The following is a 16,580-nucleotide window of genomic DNA, read 5'->3' as shown; positions in this document are numbered from 1 at the left end:
AAAATATGGATTTAAAAAAATATATTAGAGATGTAAAAAACTTTCCTAAGCCAGGAATTTTATTCAAAGATATTTCACCACTTTTAGCTGATGGTGAAGCGCTTAATTATACAATCACAAGCATGGCTGAAGTTGCTAAAGATGTTGATGTAATAGTTGGGCCAGATGCCAGAGGCTTTTTATTTGGAACTCCTACAGCAGCCGTACTTAAAAAACCTTTTATTATGGTTAGAAAGCCAGGTAAATTACCAGGGAAGGTAATTTCTAGAGAATATGATCTAGAGTATGGTAATAATATTTTACAAATTCAAGCAGACTTTATTAAAAAAGGGCAAACAGTAGCAATAGTTGATGATGTTTTAGCTACTGGGGGCACAATTAAAGCCATAATTAAGCTTCTCAAAGAGCAAGGGGCTATTATAAAAAAAGTTATTATACTTTTAGAGCTAACTGATTTAAACGGTAGAGACAGCATTAATGAAGATGGAATTGAAATAGTTTCACTAGTTAAATTTTAGTAATTATAAAAATTAAAGCCAGAGGGCTTTTTTATTTTGCAAATTATTAATAAGCCTATAAAATAGCCATATTTTTCATTTAAAAATAAATTTAACAGTACAAAAAAATAAAAAAGTATTATCATTATTGTATGATAACAAAAGTGAATAATAATAGCTCTAGTGCTGTTAAAAGTAGATGAAAATTTAGACATTCTAGCAGCCACACAACATATTTAATAGCTAATTTAAGTATTTATTTAGCTTGATTTATTTTAAGTGCAACAGTGCCAAATATTGGATATTTAAACTTAGGATATACACAAATAACTTACCTTGCGGCACTAACAGTTATTGCTACATTCCACTTAGGGTTTGTAGGAAATATATCTGTCGGACTATTTTTTGGCTTATCTTCTTGATTTGCTGCCTATATTTATGGAATTCCTAAATATCAATATTTTGATCTTTCAGTCATACCAAGAGTTGAGGTTGCTCTCGGAGTTTATGTCTTATTTTGAGTATTTAATGTTTTTAAAAAGCCAGCTGTTTGAAAATTGACACTTTTAGGTGTGATTTCAACTATGTTAAATCATTATTTTGTGTTCTTTGCACAATATTTGCATGAATTAATTAGGCCTGGTGATCTTGGCAAAAATGGTGTGCCTCCAATTGCTGTTTGATTATTTGTAAGGCTATTTAATATTATTTCTGAGCCAATTCTAGGTGGAATGTTATTATTTGCAATGTATCCAGCTTTAATTGCTCTAAGAGAACAATTTAAATCTGTAAAAAAACTATATTACTAATTTATTAATATTCAAATATACAAATATAATATTAAGATATGAAAATATTAAAAGAAAGAGTTTTGCCAGCTGTTGTTGGAGTTTTAATACTTGCAAGCGCCATAATTCCATTTGCGATTTTTGGTGCAAGCCACTATGAAGCTAGGATTGCTGCTTATATAATGGCAACTGCTGCTCTCTTTATTTTATCATTTGAGATTTTAAATGCTTTTGGTGTGAAACTAGTTTTTAGAATTTTTGTCTCAATGCTAGCAGCTTTAATGACTTTTATGCCTATAGACACAGCAGAGACTTTATTAAAGCCTGGCTCGTTTGATAGAACTCAATTGCTTATACTGATTAAAAATTCTGTTTTTAATTGACAATCATTATTAATAATTTCTGTTATTGCTTTAATATTTGTTTTGATTGAGTTGCAAAGCAGAACCAACATGACAGCAGGAGACAGATTCTTACGTTTTGTTCATATTTGGTTTTCATTTTTCTATGTTATAAATTCAATCGTATTTTTACTTTTAGCAACATTTAGAGACTGAAAGATTGTGCTATTTATCTTGCTAGCTCCTTCGCTAGCTGATATTGGTGGATTTTTTGGCGGTAAGTTTTTTGGTAAAAAATTAATTAAGGCTAGTTTTGCTCCAAATATTTCACCAAAAAAAACTTGAGAAGGTTTTATAGTTGGAGTTATAGCTTGTTGAATATTTGCAGCAGGAATGATATTTGGTTTAGGTTTAATGGAAAATAAAGTTATTCCACAAACATTTGTATTTTCAATTACTCCATTTGCTTCAGTAGCGGGCGACTTATACTTTTCATATTTAAAGAGACTGAATGCTACAAAGGATTATTCTAAAATACTTTTAGGCCATGGTGGGCTTATGGACAGGCATGATAGTATTTCATTTGTGAGCACACTTGTAGCAATGGTTTACTTCTTTATTTCAGTAAAATAAAATCAGCGCTATGCTGATTTTTATTACCATAAAACAGGCAAATTGAGCTATTTTGTCTTTATATATGAACGTATAGAATGATAGTATTTATAGCCTGAGAAGATGCTAAAGAATAGAGCAACTAACATTGGAATATTGATTGCGTATAAAATTAATCAATCTTTTCAGTTTGAAACAAGTGAGAAATTAAAGGCAACTGCTACAACAAGCACAATTATAATAGCAATTGTTTGAGTTAAAGTTTTTAGTTTACCCCATATTGATGCCTTAACATCAATATTATTTTGAGCCATCAAAACTCTTATAGCATCAACAATTAAGTCCCTAGCAACAAATAAAATTGTTATTCATAAAGGAATAAAGCCAAAAATTGAAAGCGAAATTAAGGTAGTTGTGACAATTAATTTATCAGCAATAGGATCAAATAGCTTCCCAAATGAAGTTACTTGCTTGTTTTTTCTAGCTAATCAGCCATCAAGGTAGTCAGTAATCATTGCCGCTATAAATATAGCTAAAATTAAGCTTAATAATATCCTGCCAGCTATTTTATAAACAACTATGTGACGTTGAATTAAAACACCATATAAGATAACTAATACTAATAGAGGGATAAATAAAATCATTCTTAAAAGAGTAAGTTTATTAGGCAAGTTCATTTGTAATTAGCCCTTTTTCATAAAATTCACGAATCTTAAGGGTTTCTTGGGCAACTCTTTCTGCGACATATTCTGAATCTATATCTGCAATCGTTCTCTCTAATTTGAACTTGATAAAGTCGCATTGACTAGATCAGTTGTTGCATCTAGTATGAGTTAGAGTAATAAAGTCCTTTAAAAATTCAGAATTGGTGTCTGATGAGATAATATATTCTTTGAATTCTAGATCATCTTCAATAGTTTTTAAGTATTTGTTGGCAACAGAAACAATGTCGCGCATTTTAAATGCTCCGATTGAAGGTTCAAATTTTTGTAAGTATTCCTCATTAACATCCATTAAGCATTTTAGTCTGATAGCTATTAAATTGGCATACTCAGAAGCTTTTTTTCTAAATTCAGCATCTTGCTTTTCTTTTCTTTTCTTGTTTATTTTGTTCTTAGCAGAACTAATGATAAACATAGCTAAAATTATCCCCACAAGAACACCTAAAATTATTCACATTGTTAATGATCCATCCATAAGAACTCCTTAAGTTTGTATATTATTAATATTTTAAATTATAATTTAAAAGATTTATGAAAAACGATGGTTGCTCGAGTGGCTGAAGAGGTCTGTCTCGAAAACAGATAATGATGCAAATCATTCAAGGGTTCAAATCCCTTACCATCGGCCATATAATTAGTTACCAAAAAAACTGACAGCTCTGCCAGTTTTTTTAGTTGTGTTTTAGTGGTTTTTATTATGGTCTTAGGTATGTGATCAAAAAGTTTGATTGTATCAAAACAGTCAGCCTAATTACTTTTTTTACTTATCAGGCTTATGTCTTTTCTTACTAGATGTGTCATAGCTGCCTGTTTCATAGTAGTTTTGGTCATATGAATCATCATAGTTATTAGTCACATATTTCCTAGATTTTACTTTACTACTGCTAGGAGAATTGTTTATCTGCGCTTCATAAGTGTTTGTATAGCCGTATTCTTCATCATACTTTGTTGAAATGGTTTGGGTTTGGTCATTTGATAATGATCTGCTTTCTTTTAGAAATTTAATATTAAAACTACTTGTGTGCTTGAGATTATTTTGACGTTTGTTGATAATGCTTAAATAAATCAGAAAAAACGGATTTAAAACAATGGCAACCATTAACAAATATTTAGCAAGTTTTAAATCGCTATATTTTCTCGCGCTTCAAATAGTTTGTTTCATTTGCGCTCAAAGCCCAAAGCTAAGTGCTAAAAATAAAAGAATTATGCTGGTTAACGTAATAGCAAAAATAATTCCAGGCTTTTTTACTGATTCACTTGAAAATACTGCAATTAAAGAAAGAAATATAATAAGCAAACTAAGGAATAAAGATGAAAGGAAAACTCAAAGAAGAATGTTTCATACAGATTTTTTAAGACTCATATAGTGGAACCACTCTTCTCATCTAAAAAACTTGTCTTTTTGGTCTGTAAATTGAGGCACATTTTTATTATTATCTAGATTCATAATTACCAAATCCCGAAAAGTTAATGAATAACTATATAAATTATACTAATGATGAACTGCTAAAATATAAAATACTGAGAATGAATAGTTGAAAATGTTATGCTAAATGATAAATAATGAATGTTTCCTACTTAAAAAATCGACCATTTAACCCTATAAAACAGCCTAAATGGTCGATTGTAAAGTTTGTAATTATTTTTCTTGTGCTTTAGCACGATAGAATGCGTTCTTAGCTTCTTTAATTTTTTGTTTCTCTAATTTGTCTTCATTTGCTTGACGAAGAATATCGAATTTAGTTCTAAATATGTAGTCCTGGATGGCTTCTCCTAAGCCATTTTGCATAACATCACTTGTGTAGTATTTTGCAACTTCCTTAACACTTTTTGGTGAATTGTCCATAGCATATGAAAAGCCAATTGCTCTAAGCATTGTTAAGTCATTGTTACTATCGCCAATACTCATGCAGTAATTAGGATCAGCATCTAAATGATTGCATAACCATAGTGCCCCAGTTCCTTTATTAACGCCTGGCGCTGTTAGCTCCATATGCATTCCCATAACAGCAAGATCAGCTTTTATGCTTAAATTATGAATATCAGCTACAATTTTTTCTTTATTTTCAGGCTTAGGATAAATTTCAATTTTGAATATGTTATTAATGATTTTTTCATCTTCATCTAGTCAGTCTGGGAATTCGAAAAATTCAGTTAAAAAATCTTTTACTTTTTGGTTGCTTGTGACCATGTAGTAGCCGTTCTTACCAAAGAAACAGGCAGATTCGTCATATTTTTTGATTATGCCTAAGACTGCAGAAACAATATCAGAACTTAGTTCTGATTCATACAAGTACTCTTTGCTTTCGACATCAAGAATGGCTGAACCATTAGCAGCAATAATATATTTAGCCTTTAATTCATGAGCCATTTTAAGCATTTTTGGAAGTGGAGGATTACCAGTGTTTAGCACAAGAGTTATATTGTCGTTTTCAACTGCTTCTAAAATACTCTTTCTGGTCTCAGGATTCTCTTTTTTATCCGGGAAAGAGCAAATTGTGCCATCTACATCACTAAATATTATTCTCTTAATCTTCATAATTATCTTTCAATTAACGATTCTTCATCCATTTCAATTGGTTTAGCAACATTAATGTAATCTAAAATAGTTGGGGCAATGTTAGCTAGTTTTCCATCTTTCAATTTTATACTTTTATCACTACAAATAAGCATTACTGGATTTTTTGTATGCTTTGTAGCAGGATTGCCGTTTTCATCTTCAGTTATTTCCGCATTGCCATGATCAGCAGTGATAAAAACAGTTATATTGTTTTTGTTTGCAAAGTCTATTACTCTTTTTATTTGCGAATCTAAAAATGATACTGCTTTGATAGTTGATTCTAAATTGCCGGTGTGTCCAACCATATCGGGATTAGCATAATTCATAATTGTTACATCATAGTTTAAACAGTTAGCTAAAAGCTCATCAGTAATTTCTTTAGCTGACATTTGAGGAGCGTCAGCATAGCTTTCAACCTTTAATGATGGTACCATTATACGTTTTGAGTTCTTAAATACAACATCAACGCCACCATCCATAAAATAGGTTACATGGGCATATTTTTGAGTTTCAGCAACTCTTAATTGTGATAAGTTTGCTAATTCTAAAACCTTGCCAATTGGCATCTTAACTTCCATTTCATGAATAGCAACTAATGTGTTAATGCCTTCATATTTCATTAATGAAGCAAATTTTGATATATGAACAGGATGTTTAGGCTTAGCATCATATAAGTCTGAGCCAATAAACAAGTGTGCAAGCTGTCTTGCTCTGTCAGGTCTAAAGTTAAAAAATATTATTGAATCATTATCTTTGATAAATTCAGCATCCTTGTTGCATGCTGGAATGAAAAATTCATCACTTATTCCTTCATCATATTGTTTTTTGATATAGTCAATAACATTTGTAAATTTATTTTCTGCTTTGCCAATCATAGCTTCATAGTGAACTTCTACTCTGTTGAACATTTTGTCACGATCCATACCATAGAATCTTCCACTGATTGTGGCTATTTTATAGCCATATTCATCGCATAAAGCTTGTAATTTCTCTAATGATGGAATTATTGACTTTGGAGCAACATCCCTTCCATCTCCAATAGGATGAACAGACACCTTTTTAAGCCCATAATTATGCGCCATTTCAAGCAATTTAAACAAATGATCTTCTAGTGAATGTACACCACCAGGGCTTAGTAAACCCATTAAGTGTAAAGTAGTGTTTTTGTCTTTAACGTCTTTAAATATTTCGTTAAACACAGGATTTTTTTCAAATTCCCCGTCCTTAATTGCCTTATTAATTAAGCTTAAGCCAGTGTAAACAACTGTGCCAGCTCCTATATTAAGGTGACCTACTTCAGAATTACCCATTTGTCCGGCAGGCAAGCCTACAAATTCACCACTAGCTTGTATTATACTGTTAGGGTATTGGCTAAAAAGCATATCAAAAGTGGGTGTGTTTGCTAACTTAAATCCATTACCTTGCTTTTGTTCTCTAAGCCCTAGCCCGTCAATAACTATTAAAATAGTTTTTTTCATATTTTGATCTCCACGCAAAGTCATATCTAATATATGACAGCTATTTAAATTTTATTATAAATAAGGCAATAAAAAAGGGCTTTAAGCCCCGGGAAAGTATATTTATGGGTATATTTGCACAAGACTTACTCATGTTCTATGTATCTATGATATAGGTCATAAAACATATTAATGTTAGCAATTTTGTTATTTACTCTTAGCCTGTCATAATCTTGCACTAGTCAGTAGTAAATATATTTTTCTATATTTTTATCTTTAATTGAATCTACTGTATTGCTAAATGATAATTTTGAATATTGGAAAGTATATTTTGAATGAACTACGTCAATTTGCTCACAAATAACTTCTTTGTCAAAAAGCTGTGTTAACTCAACTCAATCTGGGTTTAAAGAATTTAGTTTTTTTCACTTTAAAAATTTTACTAGCAGTACTATAACATAAGCAAAAAAGGCAAAATCAATGATGCCAAAGAGCACAATAAAAAGAATTGCAACTTTAAAGAGGCTATCTGCATTATCATGCGTGTTTTTAGCTAAAAACACTGAAATAACAATCAAAAGAAAGTTTATGATTAATGGCACAATGTAATAATGAGAGCAATTCTTAATACAGAATTAGCCTCTTCAAAAAACATATTATTAACCTTAATTTTATGTTTTATTAGGTATTTTTTTGCATAGGTTATTTTGGTGTGAAAATGCTTAGCTTTTGATGAAAGCAGCAAAATCAAAATTGTTGCATGCAAGGAAAAAAGAATAGCCAGGATAATAAATAATTCTTTAAATTCCATTACTCAGCCTTTCTGATAGTGATAATTTGCCTATTTTACTGTTTTATAGCGCTTTTGGTAAATTAGATGCTTAAAATTTGTGCTAATTTATATACAAAAAATAATTTTCAAAATTCTTATTGAATTATGCTTATTTATTACTAGTGTGTTAGCTATATGGAAATGATAATAAAAGGTGAATTCAATATACAAATCAATACAATTTAATATATTATAATATTTAAAATAAAGCATCTTTTTGGGGTAATGTATGTCTTATAAAGCATTGTATAGAAAATATAGACCTAAGTGTTTTGATGATGTAAAAGGGCAGGATTACATTATTCAAACACTCAAAAACATTATAAGAAACAGAAAAATAAGCCATGCATATCTATTTTGTGGCCCAAGAGGTGTTGGAAAGACCTCGGTTGCTCGAATTTTTGCAAATTTAATCAACTGCTATCACAACAATGATGACTATAGCAAGCTATGCCAAATATGCGAAGAAAACGGCAGCAATACTATTGATATTATTGAAATGGATGCAGCTTCAAATAATGGTGTAGATTCAATTAGAGAACTTAGAGACAAAATTCAGCACCTACCTTCAGTAGGCAATTATAAAATTTACATAATTGATGAAGTTCATATGCTTTCTAAAGGAGCTTTTAATGCTTTATTAAAAACATTAGAAGAGCCACCAGCACATGTTATTTTCATTTTTGCAACAACGGATCCTCAAAAAATACCTTTAACAATTTTATCTAGGGTGCAGAGATTTAATTTTAGAAGAATGAGCAATGACACGCTTGTTAAGCAAATTAAAAGCATTTTAGAACAAGAAGGCATAAAGTACGATGCAGAAGCATTGCCTTATATTGCAAGATTAGCGGTAGGAAGTATGAGAGATGCTTTGTCAATTATTGACCAAGCTAATGCATATGGTAATGGTTATATAAAATTCTCAGATGTTATGTATTCATTTGGCATAACTAGTAATGACAATTTGATAAAAATCATTAACAGTTTATATAATGGCAAGTCTGAAGAAGCATTGATGTTACTCCAGGATTTAAAAAATGGTGGTATTGATCCTAAGCAGCTTGTAGAAAGCTTATTATCTATTTTTAAAGACTTTATAATCTACGAAAAAACTTATAAAGATTCGCTGTTTGAAATTTTAACCCTAGATCAGTTTAATACACTGGAGTTTGATTTACGATACGCAGTGAATTCTTCCGAATTACTCTATAAATTAGTCAAAGAAATGTACTATGCTAGTGGCAATTTATTCCAGTTAATTGAATTGTACCTAGTTAAAATGGCTAGAGAAATAGAGCCTAAAGAAGAAAAAAAGGAACAGGTAATAATGCAAGTTGATAAAGATGAAAAGAAAGCTAGAATTGATAGTATAAATGAGATATTAAGTCAGACACAAGAAATTGTGCTTGAATCTAATAATGATTCGTCAATAAACGACATTCTTTCAAGTGACATATTAACAAATGAGCAAGGTGATTCTGAAAGTGATTTTTCAGAAGAAAGTCCATTAATTAACACAAGTGAAATTGACCTTACTCAGTTTGACGAAGATGAACCAAAAATTAAGTTGTTTCCAAAATATGATAAAAGTTTTGATTATGCTAAGGAATTTACTCCGAAGTTTAGCGTTGAGCAACTAAAAAGTGCTTTAATTTTGTCTGATCAGCAACAGTTAAAAAGTGCTTCGATGACTTTAAATTATTTAGTGAACTTATCTAATAACAAGGAATACAAAGAACTTATAGATGTGCTTAAAAATACAAATATTAAGGCTGCTGGGGAAAATTATATTGTGCTCACATCTGCTAATATTTCAGCTCTTAATTATTTGCAAGCAATTAGTTATAAGCAAAATTTTCAAGAATTTATTAAAGAAAATTTTGGCTCATATAAACATATGATTTTTTATGAAAAATCTAAGTTTAAGGAAGTGGCCTTAGAAGTTGTTTCGATACTTAGAAGTGATAATGCTGATGAGATTAAAAAGGCAAAAGCTTTCGCTGACGTTGTGGTTGAGAAAGAGCACAGTAGCAATAAACAGTTGTTTGATTTATTAAGCTCTATAAAATAGGAAAGTAGGTAAAATTATGGATCAAAATACGCTGAGAAAAATGCAAAAATTGCAAAAGGAATTAGAGCAAAAAACTGAAGAATTTATGGAGCAAGAATTTAAGGCTTCTAAACATGGTGTGACAGTGGTTGCAAAGGGTAGTAAAAAAATTGTGTCGATTAAAATTGAAGACTCCAATTTATTAGATCCAGAAGATCCTGAAATTATTGAAGATGTAATTCTTTTACTTTTAAATGAATTATTTACAGAAATTGATGAAAAACAACAGGCACTTATGCCAGCAATGCCTTCAGGTTTTGGTTTTTAATTATGAACATTAAAACTATTGATGAATTAACCAAGAAGTTATTGTCAATACCAACAATAACTAAAAAGCAGGCTGAAAAGCTTGCAGATTATATTTTGAAAAGTCCTAAGGATGAAATCAAGCAAACACTAGAGTATATTTTGGAGACTAAGGATAAAATTGGATTTTGTGAAAAGTGCAATTTTATAGTTGAAAACGGAAAATGTGCCAACTGTGATCGATTTAATTTATGAAACACTTTGATTGTTGTTGAAAGTGTTGCAAGTGTTAAAAAGATTTTTGATACCGATTTTTATAATGGATACTTTTTTGTCTTGCCATACTTATTGTCTATGTCGCCAAAAAATGCCAAAGTTGATTTTAATTATGAGCACTTAGTTAATTTCATTAAGACCAAGAAAATAACTGAAGTAATAATTGTGCTTAGCCCTACTATTGAAGGGCAAATGACGACAGCGCAACTAATGCAAATTTGTAGAGAAATTGACGTCAAAGTAACTAGGGCTGCTGTAGGGCTTCCATTAAATGCTAATATCGAATATATTGACGAATTCACCATTAAACAAGCCATAGAGAACAGAACAAAATAATTTTTTTAGGAGCAGTATGTTTATAACTTTTGAAGGTTTGGACGGAAGCGGAAAAACTACTATTGTACAAAAATTAGTTGAAAAACTATTAGAGAAAAAGCCTGCTCTAAGTTTTATAGTAACTAGAGAACCAGGCGGTAAAAATGTTAGAGAATCAGAAAAAATTAGGGAGCTAATTTTAGACAAAGAGTCGCGTTTGTCGCCAATTTCTGAAGCTCTTTTGTACACTGCTAGCAGACGGATTCATATTGAAAAAGTTATACTTCCTGCACTTAAAGAAAACAAATTAGTTTTATGCGATAGATATATCGATAGTTTCTATGCATATCAAGGTATAGTTAGGGGTTTAGGCTTATCATTTGCAAAGCAACTTACTGAAATGGTTATTGAGAGCACTATTCCTGATATAACTATTTTTATTGACATAACTGCTGAGCAAAGTGAATACCGTAGAAATGTTTCAAGACTAATTAGTGATCGTCTTGATTCAGAAAGCTTAGAATTTCATAAAAAAGTTTTTGACGCTTACAAAGAAGTAATTAATTTAGACCCTAAGCGTTTTATTATTGTTAATGGCTTGCAAAGTATTCCTGAAATCTTAGATGAAATAGTTGAGAAGCTGTTCCAAAATAAGAAGTTTGATGAGTGATGAAAGAATAATTAATGATTAGCGAAAATTTAATAAAAATTTTAGATAATTCAATTTCTCAAAATAAGATTAGCCATTGCTATTTGCTTAGTTCTAGTTCAAATATTGATATTAATGAATCGCTTATTTACTTTATTAACAGGGTCAATAACAGTCAAATCACATCATTAAATGAGCAAGAGTTGCCTGCTAATGTTATGTTTTTTAATGAAGATTTATCTAAGTCTAAAATTGTATCTGTAATGGAAAACAGCACACTGGCTTCATTTGTCCAAAATGCCTATAAAATAATCATTTTGAAAGAAATTGACAAAGCTTCAAATGCTAGTTTGAATGCGCTATTAAAGAATATTGAAGAGCCAAGTTCAGACACAATATTTTTGCTTACTACAAGAAATATTAATTCAGTTTTGCCAACAATACAATCACGTTCAATCGTTATTAATATTAAAGCCCCTAGTTATTTAGACATAGAAGCAGAATTAATAAATAAAAACTATCCTAAAGAACAAGCATGATTTTTTAGTTATGTATTTAATGATTTATCGCAGTCTGAGAAATATTTAAATAATGATTCATATGAATTAGTATTAAATTTATTAGAAGCTGTGAACAAAAGCTTTAAAGAAAAATATCATTTATATGTCTTTTTGACTAAATTTAGTAAAAAAGAGAACAAAAACACAATGGCTTTTTTAGTCTTGTGTCTTAAGTTTATTTTTTCATGAATTTGAAATAAATTCAGTTTAAAGAATCCATTAATGAAAAAAGTAGCAAGCAAACTAAAGGAAGCAAAAATTGACTATTTTGCCTTGTTTACAACCATAGACGAATATCTTGAGAGTTTAGAATCTAACGAAAATTACTTTTTGCAAACTGAGAGAATGCTGACTAAAATAGTAGGTGCTTATGAGTAAAATTTACATTGTTGGTACACCAATTGGTAATCTAAAAGACATAACTTATAGAGCAGTAGAAACTCTAAGGTCAGTTGACTGAATTGCTTGTGAAGATACAAGAGTGACTGCAAAGCTTTTGGCAGCCTATGATATAAAAAAACCATTAGTAATCCATAATAAAAATAATGAAAAGAGCTCTGCCAAGTCAATAATTGATAGATTAGTACAGAATGAGCAAAACATTGCCTTAGTTTCTGATGCAGGCATGCCATTAATTAATGATCCAGGTTTTGAAATTGTTAAATTAGCTAATGAAAATAACATAAGTATTGAAATTATTCCGGGTGTCAGTGCATCAATTACAGCATTTGCGCTTAGCGGACTATCAAGCACATTTGTGTACATGGGTTTTCCTAAAGAAAAAGAAGGTCAAAGAATTAAACAGATTGAATCTTTTAGCTCTGAGCATGCTCATGTATTTTATGTAGGCAATAGTAAGATTGAGAAATTTTTAACTGAGATTTATAAAGTATGAAATAGTGATGCAACTGTGTTTTTGGCTAGAGAAATGACCAAAATTCATGAGCAGTTTTATTACGGAGATGCAAGCAAAGTTTTAAATGAATTAAAGAGTGGATCTGCTAAAGGCGAGTTTACAATTGTTATTAAACTAAAAGAAGCAAAAAGAGAAAAAATCAATAAGTATGCTGATTTTTCTAAAGTCAAATAGCTCTATTTTAAAGTTAAATTAGTAAATTTTGTATATGTTAATATTTACACATTAGCATATTTTTTTATTTATTAATTTTATTAATATTTTTTGTTTGAAATATGATTGCAGGTGTTAAATATCGGGGTAAATTTATGAAAAGAATTAGAAATAGATTATTGACATTTGGAAGCATTGCAGTTATTGCAGTTTCACCTGCTTTTGTAGCAGCAGCTACAGCAAAAGGCAGAATGCCTGAAAGTGTTAAATTAAGAGGTTTGCTTTTACAAAGAGAACAATTACATAGTGCTATTAGTAAGACTGATGAAGATATAAAAAATTTAACTATAACAGTTAATGATTTAGAAGCTAACTTAGAGAAAATGGAAAAGGATGCGGCACCCAAAGTTTCTAAAATTGAAAAAGAAATTACTAGTGCAAGTAAGGAAGCAGAAAAACTTAATTCTGAATTACAAGATTCTCAAACGAAGTATGAAAGCGTTAATAGGCAATATAACATACTTAAGACATTTAGTGATTTTACAGATAAAAAAATCAACGAATTGGAAAATGAACATATAGAAATTGATGGCGAAATTACACTTGATATAGAAAATGCAAAGAAAAAATTCGAAGAAGCTGAAAAATCTCGTAATGAACTAAGCCAAAAAATTGAAGTTACCAAAAAAGGCATAACTGAAAAACAAAATATTATTGAATCACTTAAAAAAGACAAACAAAACATTCTTGACAAAATTGAAAATACAAAGAATGAGATAACTAAGAATAAGAAATCTTTAGAACAAAATAAAGCAAAAATGATGGAATCTAAGGTGGAATTAAGCGGCACAAATTTTGAAATAAAGATTGAGGAAGAAAGATTAAATTGATAAGCAAGCTGGAGCATAGCTTGTTTTTTTATTTGACTCAATCCATAAAGTCAGCATAAAATTTACACTTGCATATTTGACTTAAAATCCTATAAAACAGTTTAATAATTCATTGATAGTATTGCATAGCAAACAGAAAATTAACTATAAAAGCATAATCATCAAAATTTCTTTATGTGGTAAAATTGATTAAATATTATGTTTTTTTATTTCAATTTAATAATTTATTTTTATTTATGGAGGTCTTAATGAACCATATTAATATATTTGCTCTTGGTGGACTTGATGAAAATGGCAAAAATTGCTACATTTTGGAAACATTTGATGAAAAAGGCGAAAACAAAAAAATATATGTAATTAACTCAGGTGCTAAAGTTCCTATTAATTCAAGCAATAAAATCGACACTTTGATTCCTAATTTCAACTATTTAATTAAAAACAAGGATGCCATACAAGGCGTTTTTGTTACTGATGTTAAAAATGATTCATTTAGTGCACTTCCATGATTATTAATGAAAATGCCAACAGTGCCTGTTTATACATCTAAGTTCAATAAAGTATTAATTATGGAAAGATTGTCTAAGTATAAGTTAGACTTGAAAAAAGTTAAGATTAATATTTTAGACAGGCCTACCAAAGTTGGCGACATTTTTGTTAATCCAATTGAATTAGCAGGCTCAATGCCAGGACACATTGGTCTTGATTTTATTACTCCTAGTGGTGATTATTTGTTTATGTTCAATTTTGTTGAAGCAAATTTAGGTATATATGGAAACTTAGATTTTGATGAAATGCCTAAAAAATTCTTTGCAAAAAGAAAAATTAAGGCATTAATAGTTGATTCAGGAAACTCAAATCAAAATTGTAGAGCAGCTGACAAAATTGTTTTACCAAGAAATGTAAGAGAAGCATTTTTTAGTGCAAGACCTGATCAAAGAATCATTGTTGGTGCTTATGATGAAGAAATGTATTCGATAAGTCAAATTTTAGATTTTGCATATGAAGCAAAAAGACCAGTAATAGCTTATGGAAAAACATATGGACAAGTTTTAAGTTTGATTAAGTCAGTAGTTCCTGATTTGAGATTGCCTAAAGTTTTAGATTATAAGTATGCTAATAAAGTAAAAAATGCAGTTATTTTAGTTACTGGAACTGTCGAAAGATTGCACTCAAGATTTGCAAGAATTACGGACAACAATGATGTTTATTTAAAACTTCAAGAAAATGACACTGTTATAATGATTGCTCCTGCAATCAATGGATTAGAGTCTTTAGAAGCTGTAGTGCTTGATGATATTGCTAGAGTCAGTCCTAAGGTTATGGAGCTTAATAATTTTGAATTTTTCCACCACCATCCAGCTAGAGAAGATCTTGCAAAGTTAATTAATATTTTAAAACCTGAATATGTAATACCTGTTCAAGGGCTATATAGATACTTGCAAGATGCGCAAAGGTACATTGTTAAAAATGTAGGATTTAACTCTAAAAATGTTTTAGTGTTGCAAAATGGTCAAGTTGCGCATTTTGACAATGGTAAACTTGGCTCATACAAGAGAAAAATCAAAGAAGTTGGCGATGTTATTGTTGATGGTTTTGGTGTTGGCGATATAAATACCGAAGTGCTTAATGAACGTGAAGTTTTAGGTCGTGAAGGTGTGGTTTTAGTTGCTATTAGATATAATCCAATTAAGAAAAAAATAGTTGGAAAAGTGCAAATTAATACAGTTGGCGTAATAAGTAAAGAAGAGAAGTCAGAAGCAAATGACTTAATTAAAGCAACACTTTTAAATGTAATTGAGGGCAAAAAGTTTGAAAGTTTAAGAGAGTTTCAAAATGTTTGCAGGCAAGCAATTAGAAAAAGAATCTTTAAAGTCTTTAGCAAGGAGCCTATTGTTGTTTCAGCTGTAAGCACACAGTAAGAAATCAAAAGAGCTATAAAAAAGACAAAAAAGCGAATTATTCGCTTTTTTTCTTTGATCTTTTTTTGTTTTTTGAGGCTCTGAATTTCTTTGCAATGGAACAATCTTTAATGCCTAAATCGATGTAATAGTTAATTATTTCATCATTAAAAAAGTAGCCCTGTCTTTCGTAATGTTGCATAACTTCTTGCGTGCCGTCTCAAACTAATTGTTTAAGCTTATCTGGATATTTATAACGCCGTGAGTTTTCTTTAAACTCTTCGCTATCCACAATAGAGACAGTGTTTGATGGATAAGCTTTTATATCTAGGTCAAAGTCAATAAACTTTATTGTATTATCTTCGTAAATAGGATATGAAGCAACATTAATATATGAATAATTTTGCTTTTTGCTTGGCTTTAAAAGAATGAGAGCATTATACATTGAACGTTTAGGTAAAAATCATAAGACATAGCCTCTGTAGACTCAATTATGATTATTTTGTTCACTAACTCTTGTTTTATACATTAAAAGTACATAGTGTTTACTGGTATTTCTAAGAACTTTAACACCATTTCATTGTCTATATAGTGTGCCATCATATTTATAGGCTTGTACATCTATAATTGATCCTTCAACAGGGAAAGAAATTCTCTTGCCTTTGTTCTGTTCGGCAATCATAGTTCCCCTTTGTGTAGTGAGAATTTATGTATTTATTAATATTTTTATAAATTATTTGTTTTATTTATGCTTA

The 16,580-nt window shown here is 30.1% G+C and carries 17 protein-coding genes, 1 tRNA gene and 1 pseudogene; 12 read left to right on the top strand and 7 right to left on the bottom strand.

Translation table 4 applies throughout. The features are described from left to right. The first annotated feature begins 5 nt into the window (after nucleotides 1-5). The 3 genes from MAG_RS03540 (at nucleotide 6) to MAG_RS03530 (ending at nucleotide 2,259) form a co-directional block, all read left to right on the top strand. Nucleotides 6-518 (top strand): adenine phosphoribosyltransferase, encoded by a 513-nt coding sequence (locus MAG_RS03540; protein WP_011949849.1) that lies wholly within the window; start codon nucleotides 6-8, stop codon nucleotides 516-518. A gap of 131 nt (nucleotides 519-649) precedes the next feature. Next, a complete protein-coding gene (locus MAG_RS03535) occupies nucleotides 650-1,306 on the top strand; it encodes a hypothetical protein (protein WP_041308793.1) in 657 nt (218 codons plus the stop codon). A gap of 38 nt (nucleotides 1,307-1,344) precedes the next feature. Then, nucleotides 1,345-2,259, top strand: a complete 915-nt coding sequence (locus MAG_RS03530) for a phosphatidate cytidylyltransferase (protein WP_011949847.1) — start codon at nucleotides 1,345-1,347, stop codon at nucleotides 2,257-2,259. A gap of 47 nt (nucleotides 2,260-2,306) precedes the next feature. Here the strand turns inward: MAG_RS03530 and pgsA are convergent, their stop codons facing one another. Further along, nucleotides 2,307-2,915, bottom strand: a complete 609-nt coding sequence (pgsA, locus tag MAG_RS03525; protein ID WP_011949846.1) for a CDP-diacylglycerol--glycerol-3-phosphate 3-phosphatidyltransferase — start codon at nucleotides 2,913-2,915, stop codon at nucleotides 2,307-2,309. Then, nucleotides 2,902-3,435 (bottom strand): MHJ_0274 family protein, encoded by a 534-nt coding sequence (locus tag MAG_RS03520; RefSeq protein ID WP_011949845.1) that lies wholly within the window; start codon nucleotides 3,433-3,435, stop codon nucleotides 2,902-2,904. The genes pgsA and MAG_RS03520 overlap by 14 nt, the downstream gene beginning before the upstream one ends. A 64-nt stretch (nucleotides 3,436-3,499) precedes the next feature. Between MAG_RS03520 and MAG_RS03515 the strand changes: the two genes are divergently transcribed. Beyond that, nucleotides 3,500-3,589 (top strand) — tRNA-Ser (locus MAG_RS03515). 131 nt (nucleotides 3,590-3,720) lie between these two features. On the opposite strand, the gene MAG_RS03510 is transcribed toward MAG_RS03515, so the two are convergent. The 4 genes and pseudogenes from MAG_RS03510 to MAG_RS04690 all read right to left on the bottom strand — a co-directional run bounded on the left by MAG_RS03510 (nucleotide 3,721) and on the right by MAG_RS04690 (nucleotide 7,788). Beyond that, complete coding sequence (locus MAG_RS03510; RefSeq protein ID WP_011949844.1) at nucleotides 3,721-4,407, bottom strand: hypothetical protein; 687 nt, start codon at nucleotides 4,405-4,407, stop codon at nucleotides 3,721-3,723. Between the two features lie 192 nt (nucleotides 4,408-4,599). Next, nucleotides 4,600-5,499, bottom strand: a complete 900-nt coding sequence (locus tag MAG_RS03505; protein ID WP_011949843.1) for an HAD family hydrolase — start codon at nucleotides 5,497-5,499, stop codon at nucleotides 4,600-4,602. A gap of 2 nt (nucleotides 5,500-5,501) precedes the next feature. After that, nucleotides 5,502-6,998 carry a 2,3-bisphosphoglycerate-independent phosphoglycerate mutase gene (gene gpmI / locus MAG_RS03500; RefSeq protein WP_011949842.1) on the bottom strand — a complete coding sequence of 499 codons (1,497 nt, stop codon included), beginning with the start codon at nucleotides 6,996-6,998 and terminating at the stop codon, nucleotides 5,502-5,504. Between the two features lie 125 nt (nucleotides 6,999-7,123). Further along, nucleotides 7,124-7,788 (bottom strand): annotated as a pseudogene (locus MAG_RS04690) (MAG0920 family protein). Nucleotides 7,789-8,038: 250 nt separating this feature from the next. On the opposite strand from MAG_RS04690, the gene dnaX reads away from it, so the two are divergent. The 8 genes from dnaX to MAG_RS03455 all read left to right on the top strand — a co-directional run bounded on the left by dnaX (nucleotide 8,039) and on the right by MAG_RS03455 (nucleotide 15,846). Beyond that, the gene (dnaX, locus tag MAG_RS03490) at nucleotides 8,039-9,883 is read left to right on the top strand and encodes a DNA polymerase III subunit gamma/tau (RefSeq protein ID WP_011949840.1); all 1,845 of its coding nucleotides are present in this window, start codon (nucleotides 8,039-8,041) and stop codon (nucleotides 9,881-9,883) included. A 16-nt stretch (nucleotides 9,884-9,899) separates the two neighbouring features. Further along, on the top strand, nucleotides 9,900-10,190 hold the full coding sequence (locus MAG_RS03485; RefSeq protein ID WP_041308790.1) for a YbaB/EbfC family nucleoid-associated protein: 291 nt from the start codon (nucleotides 9,900-9,902) through the stop codon (nucleotides 10,188-10,190). A gap of 2 nt (nucleotides 10,191-10,192) precedes the next feature. Next, nucleotides 10,193-10,780: a toprim domain-containing protein gene (locus MAG_RS03480; RefSeq protein ID WP_011949839.1), complete on the top strand. Its 588-nt coding sequence runs from the start codon at nucleotides 10,193-10,195 to the stop codon at nucleotides 10,778-10,780. A 16-nt stretch (nucleotides 10,781-10,796) separates the two neighbouring features. Next, nucleotides 10,797-11,444, top strand: coding sequence for a dTMP kinase (gene tmk, locus MAG_RS03475; protein ID WP_011949838.1), 648 nt, complete (start codon nucleotides 10,797-10,799; stop codon nucleotides 11,442-11,444). Next, on the top strand, nucleotides 11,444-12,346 hold the full coding sequence (locus MAG_RS03470; protein WP_011949837.1) for a DNA polymerase III subunit delta': 903 nt from the start codon (nucleotides 11,444-11,446) through the stop codon (nucleotides 12,344-12,346). Before tmk ends, MAG_RS03470 begins: the two co-directional genes overlap by 1 nt. Beyond that, nucleotides 12,339-13,058 (top strand): 16S rRNA (cytidine(1402)-2'-O)-methyltransferase, encoded by a 720-nt coding sequence (gene rsmI / locus MAG_RS03465; protein WP_011949836.1) that lies wholly within the window; start codon nucleotides 12,339-12,341, stop codon nucleotides 13,056-13,058. Before MAG_RS03470 ends, rsmI begins: the two co-directional genes overlap by 8 nt. Before the next feature lie 134 nt (nucleotides 13,059-13,192). After that, on the top strand, nucleotides 13,193-13,930 hold the full coding sequence (locus MAG_RS03460) for a coiled-coil domain-containing protein (RefSeq protein ID WP_232955101.1): 738 nt from the start codon (nucleotides 13,193-13,195) through the stop codon (nucleotides 13,928-13,930). Between the two features lie 245 nt (nucleotides 13,931-14,175). Next, complete coding sequence (locus MAG_RS03455; RefSeq protein ID WP_011949834.1) at nucleotides 14,176-15,846, top strand: MBL fold metallo-hydrolase RNA specificity domain-containing protein; 1,671 nt, start codon at nucleotides 14,176-14,178, stop codon at nucleotides 15,844-15,846. Between the two features lie 37 nt (nucleotides 15,847-15,883). Here MAG_RS03455 and MAG_RS03450 read toward each other — a convergent pair whose 3' ends face one another. Then, nucleotides 15,884-16,507: a DUF402 domain-containing protein gene (locus MAG_RS03450; protein WP_011949833.1), complete on the bottom strand. Its 624-nt coding sequence runs from the start codon at nucleotides 16,505-16,507 to the stop codon at nucleotides 15,884-15,886. Nucleotides 16,508-16,580: the final 73 nt, after the last annotated feature.

Origin of the sequence: Mycoplasmopsis agalactiae PG2 (assembly GCF_000063605.1) — a bacterium.
In the GTDB taxonomy this organism is placed as follows: Bacteria; Bacillota_I; Bacilli_A; order Mycoplasmatales; family Metamycoplasmataceae; genus Mycoplasmopsis; species Mycoplasmopsis agalactiae.
This window is presented reverse-complemented; position numbering and strand designations above follow the sequence as displayed.